General features: G+C 60.6%; 5 protein-coding genes and 1 pseudogene. 3 read left to right on the top strand and 3 right to left on the bottom strand.

Features of this window, described 5'->3' with window-relative positions:
* Positions 1-125: 125 nt before the first annotated feature.
* Positions 126-1,748 (bottom strand): ABC-F family ATP-binding cassette domain-containing protein, encoded by a 1,623-nt coding sequence (locus tag CWO91_RS40595; protein WP_130220934.1) that lies wholly within the window; start codon positions 1,746-1,748, stop codon positions 126-128.
* A gap of 252 nt (positions 1,749-2,000) precedes the next feature.
* Positions 2,001-2,768, bottom strand: coding sequence for a hypothetical protein (locus CWO91_RS40590; RefSeq protein WP_130220933.1), 768 nt, complete (start codon positions 2,766-2,768; stop codon positions 2,001-2,003).
* Positions 2,769-2,943: 175 nt separating this feature from the next.
* Between CWO91_RS40590 and CWO91_RS44860 the strand changes: the two are divergent.
* From CWO91_RS44860 to CWO91_RS40575, 3 genes and pseudogenes are all read left to right on the top strand, one after another.
* Positions 2,944-3,164, top strand: a pseudogene (locus tag CWO91_RS44860) (NYN domain-containing protein); the annotation flags it as partial.
* 1,136 nt (positions 3,165-4,300) lie between these two features.
* A complete protein-coding gene (locus CWO91_RS40580) occupies positions 4,301-4,831 on the top strand; it encodes a DUF992 domain-containing protein (RefSeq protein WP_130220932.1) in 531 nt (176 codons plus the stop codon).
* A 767-nt stretch (positions 4,832-5,598) separates the two neighbouring features.
* Entirely contained in the window at positions 5,599-6,195 is a 597-nt protein-coding gene (locus CWO91_RS40575) for a phasin family protein (protein ID WP_130220931.1), read from the top strand.
* A 199-nt stretch (positions 6,196-6,394) separates the two neighbouring features.
* Here CWO91_RS40575 and CWO91_RS40570 read toward each other — a convergent pair.
* Positions 6,395-8,125: vanadium-dependent haloperoxidase (locus CWO91_RS40570; RefSeq protein WP_208753142.1), on the bottom strand; the 1,731-nt coding region annotated here is incomplete at its 5' end.

Below are 8,125 nucleotides of genomic sequence, written 5' to 3'. Positions count from 1 at the left end.
AACGACATCAAGCGGCCTCTTGTAGCCTGGATGGAGCGAAGCGCAATCCGGGGGCACAATAACCACACCGTGCGACCGCTCGCGTGGCACGAACCCCGGATTGCGCTGCGCGGCTACCGCCGCCACTACGACCGCAACCCCGGCGCCTCCTGCCCGGTGCGCGCGACATATTCCGTGTAGCCGCCGCCATACTGGTGGATGCCCTCGGGCGTCAGCTCCAGCACGCGGTTCGACAGCGTCGCCAAGAAATGCCGGTCATGCGAGACGAACAGCATCGTGCCCTCGAAATCCGACAGCGCGGTGATCAGCATCTCCTTGGTGGCGAGGTCGAGATGGTTGGTCGGCTCGTCCAGCACCAAAAAGTTCGGTGGATCGAACAGCATCTTGGCCATCACCAGGCGCGCCTTCTCGCCGCCGGACAGCACCCGGCAGCGCTTCTCGACGTCATCGCCTGAGAAGCCGAAGCAGCCGGCGAGCGCGCGCAAGGACCCCTGCCCCGCGGTCGGAAACTGGTCTTCCAACGACTGAAACACGGTGCGTTCGCCGTCAAGCAAATCCATCGCGTGCTGAGCGAAATAGCCCATCTTGACGCTGCCGCCGAGTGCCACCGTGCCCTGGTCCGGCTCGCTCGCACCGGCAACCAGCTTGAGCAAGGTCGATTTGCCGGCGCCGTTGATGCCCATCACGCACCAGCGTTCGCGGCGGCGGATCATGAAATCGAGGCCGTCATAGATGCGCTTGGCGCCATAGCCCTTGTGGACGTTCTTCAGCGCCACGACGTCCTCGCCCGAGCGCGGTGCCGGCGGAAAGTCGAACGCGACGCTCTGGCGACGGCGCGGCGGCTCGACCCGCTCGATCTTGTCGAGCTTCTTGACCCGGCTCTGCACCTGGGCGGCATGCGAGGCGCGCGCCTTGAAGCGCTCGATGAACTTGATCTCCTTGGCGAGCATGGCCTGCTGGCGCTCGAACTGGGCCTGCTGCTGCTTCTCGTTCTGCGCCCGCTGCTGCTCGTAGAATTCGTAATCGCCGGTGTAGGTGGTGAGCGAGCCGCTATCGATCTCGATCACCTTGGAGATCACGCGGTTGATGAACTCGCGGTCATGCGAGGTCATCAGCAGCGTGCCTTCGTAATCATGCAGGAATTTTTCCAGCCAGATCAGGCTCTCGAGATCGAGATGGTTGCTCGGCTCGTCGAGCAGCATGACGTCGGGGCGCATCAGGAGGATGCGGGCCAGCGCCACGCGCATCTTCCAGCCGCCGGAGAGCTTGCCGACGTCGCCGTCCATCATTTCCTGGCTGAAGCCGAGGCCTGACAGCGCCTCGCGCGCACGGCCGTCGAGCGCATATCCGTCGAGCTCCTCGAAACGATGCTGCACTTCGCCGTAGCGGGCGATGATCTCGTCCATTACGTCGGCTTTGTCAGGATCGGCCATCGCCGCCTCGAGCTCGCGCAATTCGGCCGCGACCTCGCTGACAGGACCTGCGCCATTCATCACCTCGGCCACGGCGCTGCGGCCGCTCATCTCGCCGACGTCCTGGTTGAAATAGCCGATGGTGATGCCGCGATCGGTCGAGACCTGGCCCTCGTCGGGCAGTTCCTCGCCGGCAATCATCCGGAACAATGTGGTCTTGCCGGCGCCGTTCGGACCGACGAGGCCGATCTTCTCGCCCTTGTTGAGGGCGGCGGAGGCTTCGATGAAAAGGATCTGGTGGCCGGCTTGCTTGCTGACGTTGTCGAGGCGGATCATGATGTCATTTGGGGGGATTTTTGCGTTGCAGCGTCATAGGCCATGCAGGCCGCCAGGGGAAGCCCGGCGGGGCCCGGATTCAGCCCTACCGGATGCCAATTGGTCGTTTCACCCCGCAGCTTAGGGCTTGTGGACCTCGACGGTCTCCATCATTGCGATCCCATAGTTTGGGAGCGGAGATGATCAGCTCGCCTAGCGAGTAGGCTAAGGCCCTTAGCGCCCATTCATTTCTGATGAGTCCGCCGCTAGACCTTATCGACATTCGGCATTCCATGTGCCCATCGCGGCCAGGCGCAACAGCACGGCTTCGCGCAGCACGCGGCTCGAGCTTAAGACAGAGCCGATTCCCAGGACCATCAGCAGCAAGCCCAACCAAGTTGCCGTCCGGCCCTTTCCCTCATCGCCCGCCTCCGCAGCGTTCATGCCCACCGGCATAGCCGAAGGCACCGAGGCATCGGCTACGTCGCTTACGGCCGCGCGAGGCTTCTCCACGCCAATTTGGAGCGGCACGGAGTGCTCGGACGTGAGCTGGCCAGTGGGAAGATCGGTGAAAGGTGCGGCTGGCATCAGGGCCGTGCCCGTACCGGAAACGAAAGCGGCATCAGCTACCTTGACTTCGCGTGCAGGCGGCGTCGGCTGGACCTCCTCTGCCGGTGCGGCGCGCTGCAACTCCGCGCGGGCATCAACCACCGGGCTCCGCTTAGGCCGCGCGGCTTCGTTCTCGTCGGGATTGGCGCCGCGATTGGCCACGCGGCGATGCGCCGGCTTTTGGACCCTCGTGATACCCTCGGCCAGGAACCAGCATTTGCGATGGCCGTCCCGCCGATAGACCCAGTGTAGGCCCGCGCCGCTCGAGTTGCCGGGCCGCGGCAAGCATTCCGCTTGCGCGGAAGAGCTTGGCGCGGGCTCGCGTGAAGCTTTATCGAAAAGGTCAGCAAAGGGGTTGGAAAACGCTGGTGTCGCTGCAAGATCTCCAACAAGAACTAAACTCGTCAAGCAAAGCCGCAAATAACCGGACATCGAGAACTCCCGGTGTTGCGCCCCCTACCAGCGAGACCGTTCGCGGCAAGATGGGCCGCCATGCGGCTCAAATCTGGCAGCGCCGTGGATTCATTGTGTGGGCGTCGCGAGATCCTGGGCCAAATGCAAACGCGCTCCAGCAGCTCCCGCTTGCAAAATGCAGTGGCTAAGTCATGTGGTTGAGCCAACACCGTCGTCACCAAGGATGATCGCCGACGAGCTGCGCCGCCGGCCGACATCGTCACCGACCTCGTCGAGCTGCAATCCAAGCTCGGCCGCGACCCGTCTGAACGCCCGGCACCTCGCGAGCGCGAGTCGCGCTATCGCCCGCACAAGGTCCCACCACGTCCGACCATCGCGGAACCCAAGGGAAATGATAGCTTGCTCGAGGAGTGAGCCGCGGACGAGACGCTGGTGCACTCCAGACGCTGGTAAGCGCCGGTGGCCGGCGCACGTCCTTGTTCCTTTGAGCTGAGCCCAGAGATGAGGTCGGCGAATAAGCCCGGCATTTGCGCCGGGCTAATCGCCAATAAGATTCAGGTTCTCTGCAACGGACCAATTAGAGAGAAATCCGCGGGGGGCGGTCGGTTCGGTTTCTGACATTAGGGGGCTCGCTCACGAGCCTGCATTATTGGGTTGCTGCCCAGCATGCCCCCGTGGAGGAACGCGCGATTGCGCGGAGATGCGCAATCGGCGCGCAATACGACCGAGCACCGAAGCATTCGAAACTAATGTGAAGCCAAAAGCGAAATTGATTTCACGCAGGCGCGCCGCCGGAACCTAATTAACTGCCAACAAACGACAAATTTAATTATGCCCAATAATCATGATGACTCCATCATAAAATACAAAAATATGTTGGGGAAAACATGGGAGGTTTGGAATGGAAGCTGCCCGCCGCTTTCGCGCAATGGCGTCACTTTGCCGGCAGACTGCCGCGCTTCATCCTGAGAGAAGCTGGAAACTGCTCGCAGAGGCCGAGTACTGGGAGCATCTGGCGACTGCAGTTTTAGCTCACTGAGCTTCGGCCTGGCGAATATTCACTTCCTTGGTCTTTTCGTCGACTTCTAAGTTCAAATCATATTCTGAGGCAGCGATGTCCAGTACTGATCAGGTCTATACTTGCGCTGTCCTGCGCGAACGTCTGCAAGCGATTGTGGCGGAGCTTAGAGAAGTGGAGACGCTTCGAAGCAGGCTGCGAAAGGCAGAAGCGAGAACAATCGGCCGAAGACGGCGTGCCAAAGTGGGCCGCAGAGCAAGAGCCGTTTGAGGACGCTCAGCCGCGGAACATTGCCCCGCATTGGGCTCACTCGCGCGACTTCGACGTGCGGTTACTCGCGATCATGAAAGCGGCCATCATTTCGAGCAAGGCTCGCCTGAGTGTCAGAACCCGGCCACACGTCACGTCCGGCGCTGGTTCGACAGATCAGAGATTTGTCCTGTGCTCTTGAGCTTCGCTCTGCCACCAACGGGAACATCGCTAGCTCAGCGCGCATTGAAGGACCATCAGAATACGCTCGATGGAGGCCCTCATGATTGGGACAACGCTGAACGAAACGAGGCTGACCAATTTGGCGACAGCGTGCGCGGCCCTGGCCCTCGTGCTCGCCACGGTTCCGGCAACGGCGCAGGAGGCCGGGCGACCGAGGGTCGGCACACTCACGTGCAACATATCGCCCGGTGTCGGCATGATCGTTGCTGGACAACGGCAGTTGAGCTGCATCTATGCATCGGCGAGAGGCAGGGCGCGCGAGGCTTACGAAGGCACCGTCAGCACGCTTGGTCTCGATATTGGAGCCACGTCAGGCGGTCAGCTCGTTTGGGCCGTTTATGCTCCGACCGCGGTTCGCCACGCCGCGTTGGCCGGAACCTATGCGGGCGCGACCGCCGGCGGCACAGTTGGTGCCGGAGTTGGCGCCAACCTCCTGGTGGGCGGGTCGGATCGCACGATCGCCTTGCAGCCGGTATCCGTCCAGGCGCAAACAGGTGTGAACATCGCAGCAGGCATATCGAGAATGGAATTGCGGCCGGCCGCTGCGCCTGTGCGCCGCAGGGTACAGTGAAAGCCATCGCCGGCGAGTTGAAGCAGAAATGGCGCTTGTCGATGAGTCCGGGTCCGCCGTGGCCACCGGTGCTCTAAGCACGTCTCTCCTGGCTCATCGCAAATGCGTACGTGACCACGTACGTGACCATATGTCCGGCATTCGGAACCAGGTGAGATCGGACCGAAGCAGCGCCTGATGTAAAATCTCGCGCTTGCTTGAGTTCGACCACCTGGTCCTCTGTTCCGTGGAATATTTGATGGTCCATGATCGAATAATCGGCTTGGATTTGTGCTGCAATTGAACGAGGAGTGCACTTTCCTCCGCAGCCGCCCTCAACTGTGTGGGCCTGAGAACGAGCGACGTTGGAATTCATTCTTGCACGTCTGCGGGACAAAACGGGGCGCGAAGATCTTACGGAGGGCTCCCGGCAAGACGGCCAACGAAATGATTGGCGCGACAGTGTGACTTACCAAATCGCCCAGGACCGATGACGAGAAGTGCTAATAACAAGGCGGCGATGAGCAATACCGATTTCGGCGGTGGTCATTACTGAGCCTTGATGATCGAGGAGTCAGAACACCAGACCCGCAGTGCCGAGCAGATGAGGCAATCCATCAAATGATTGGAAGTTGAAGCGCTCGTTCCTGCGCGCAATGGCGGAGGATTGATAAAAAAATCGCTCGCCCCGGAACGGTCCGGAAATGCCCACGTTTGCTCGCGTAGGATCGCACCTGTGACGGACAGCACAGGGTCCGACCTCACCAACAACAACGATGGAGCAACAAATGGCCAATCCACGCCAGGAGGAAAAGTCTACCCAAAGCCCTGAGGACACAATCCGCCGCGCCGCCGAGAGGACCGCGGAGCAGACCAGACGGATCGGCTTAGCTACCGCTGAGGCCGGCGAGGAGGTCGCCCAAGCCAGCAGCCATCTACTGCAACAAAATGCCGAGATGCTGCAAAACACTTGGCGCTTCGGCGTCGACATGGCCACCGCGATGATGGGCCGCTCGACTGATCAGCTTGGTCTCACGTTCGGTTTGACGGGCAATGAAGCGCAGCGGGCAACGGAACGCTCGGTTCGCAACGCCGAAGCCATCATGTACTCTACAACCGCAGTCGCCAAAGGAATGAACGGCGCGTCACGCGAGTACTTCGATTTCGTTCGACAGCAGATCGATCGGACCATGGACCGCATGAATGAACTCTGGCGTTGCCGAACTCCTCACGATTTGGCAGCGGTGCAGACTGATCTGATGCGCGATACGATCAGTAGTGCCTTGGATACCAGCCGCCGGATGGCGGACATGTCTCTGAAGGTGGCTGACGATGCCGGAAACCACATAACCCAGAGTATCGAACGCATGCGGCACGCAGCCTAGCGCGCTGGCTTAATCATGGCGCACGTGCGCGGCTGAACCTCAGCCGCTCATGTGCCTGCTGCATAAGTCAGAAGCGGTCCATCAGCCAGCGTGGTTCTGCAGCAACTTAGGGAGTAATGGATAGGGGCCAGCCCGCTGCGGCAGATGGTTACTGCCGCAGCGATCGAGAGCAACATTCAACTAAGCCGGACGCTCGCGACTAAACTATCACCGAAAGCTTTGCCGCCTCGAGAGCAGGATCAAGGTCGTCGTCACCATCGAGGACAAGGGCCCCGTCGTAGGTGACGCTGTCCTGCTCTATCTCAACGACCTTTTTGCCGAAGCTCAGGTAGCTGAACTTCCAGGGACGCTCATGGTGGTCCCGCCGGAGGTGATACAGGACGCTCGTCGCGATCCGCTGCCCTAGAAGCATGGACGCGCTGTAGTCGGTACGCCAGTGAACGCCCGCCATGTTGCGTCCGATTGCAATGTTGGACGCGACCTTGTCGAGTTCGCCTGCAATCGTTAGCTGGTCAGCATCGGGCACTCCGACAGTTGTCAGGTCTGTTCCTTGGGGCGTCGGGATAACGGGCGTAATCCCGACATCCTTGAGCTTCTGTGTTCCTGCAAAATAGGCCTTCAGCACGGTGACGCATGCGCCGGCGACAGTGGCATGGCCCGCACCGTACGAGCCGTGCGCCGGTGAGCCGTCGGCGAAACACATCGGCAGCAAGTAGCTGTCGCTGTTGGCGCCGTGAGCGGCGTTCGCTTGCCTGATTCTTGCAACCGCACCGCCCGAGGCGTTGGACGCCTGCAACACCGCAAGCCCGCTTGAGAGCGCCAATTGCGCCTCGGCGGCCTTCAAACCCGTGGGGTGCAGCGCACGATGGACCAAGCCGCCATAGGCTTCCGGGCGCAGGCGCAGGTTTCCGATAAATTTCTGGTACCACACCGCCTTCAACGCACATGTTGCCACCTCGCAGACCAGCGATAGAATGAATGGCGAGCCGAATGTGCCAAAGCCTTCTTCATGCGGGAAGACCGGCGCATCCCGGTTGTAGGGATTTCCCGCATCCTGCTTAACTTCAGGTCGACCGAGCAAGATCAGGGCAGCGTTCAGGTAGGCTTCATACAGTGCGTCAAGATGGACGTATCGCGCGATACCGCCCGCGTTCTGAATGTACCGCGGGGTGGCCGGGAGTTCGATCGATGACGGAAAGGCTTTTCCTCTCTGCACGTCGAGCCAATCGGCCCATGCGATCATGTGAGGGACGCCTCCAGACTGATAGTCGGTGTTTACAACCCGCCCTTCAGTTTGCTTGATCCGCAAAGACCCGTACGGCACGTCAAGCCAGAGAAACTGTGAAACGAGCGGGCCAAGGTGCTCCTGGTTCGTTTGTCCCGCTGGCGTCCAGTCGCCGCCTCGAAAAAGCGTTGCCGGCGTGACGGGTCGGGCAGTGTAGTTGGGATGACTACTCGAGTCGGGATGGGCATATAGCTTGAGAGCGCTCAGTTCGCTGGCTGCGGCTTGTGCCAAGGCGTTGCCCGGATAATCCAGAAAATTCACGTCACGGAGCAATGCCATCCAGTAAAGCTCGATCATCTCCGCGGCTGCAGTCTCATGCTTCCCGTCCTGCTCCGGTGGTTTCGGGATGCGGAAATGCCAACCAGCCGAGGTGAGCCGATCGGCGGCCAGACCTGCTTGCGGATTTACGAGCGGACGGAGGCCGGCTGACTCGATGTTCTGAAAATCCACCGGGCGATGCTCATTCAGAGCTGCTAAGAATGATTTGAATGAGCTCGGGGTCACTCGCCCGTCGTTGTCGTGCTTTAGCGATTTTTGAAAATGCAACTCCGCTGCCTGGACAAGATCATTGGGTGGAGTGTGGACCAGCTTATGTACAGCAGTATTAGCTGGAGCAGGTGATGGTGGATGTGGCTTTGGATAAGA

Origin of the sequence: Bradyrhizobium genosp. SA-3 (assembly GCF_004212635.1) — a bacterium.
Classification (GTDB): domain Bacteria; phylum Pseudomonadota; class Alphaproteobacteria; order Rhizobiales; family Xanthobacteraceae; genus Bradyrhizobium.
This window is presented reverse-complemented; position numbering and strand designations above follow the sequence as displayed.

Excerpts from the sequence above, each read along its gene's own strand:
- CWO91_RS40575 (WP_130220931.1), top strand. The coding sequence starts at position 5,599 with ATGGCCAATCCACGCCAGGAGGAAAAGTCTACCCAAAGCCCTGAGGAC.
- CWO91_RS40590 (WP_130220933.1), bottom strand. The coding sequence starts at position 2,768 with ATGTCCGGTTATTTGCGGCTTTGCTTGACGAGTTTAGTTCTTGTTGGA.
- CWO91_RS40595 (WP_130220934.1), bottom strand. The coding sequence starts at position 1,748 with ATGATCCGCCTCGACAACGTCAGCAAGCAAGCCGGCCACCAGATCCTT.
- CWO91_RS40580 (WP_130220932.1), top strand. The coding sequence starts at position 4,301 with ATGATTGGGACAACGCTGAACGAAACGAGGCTGACCAATTTGGCGACA.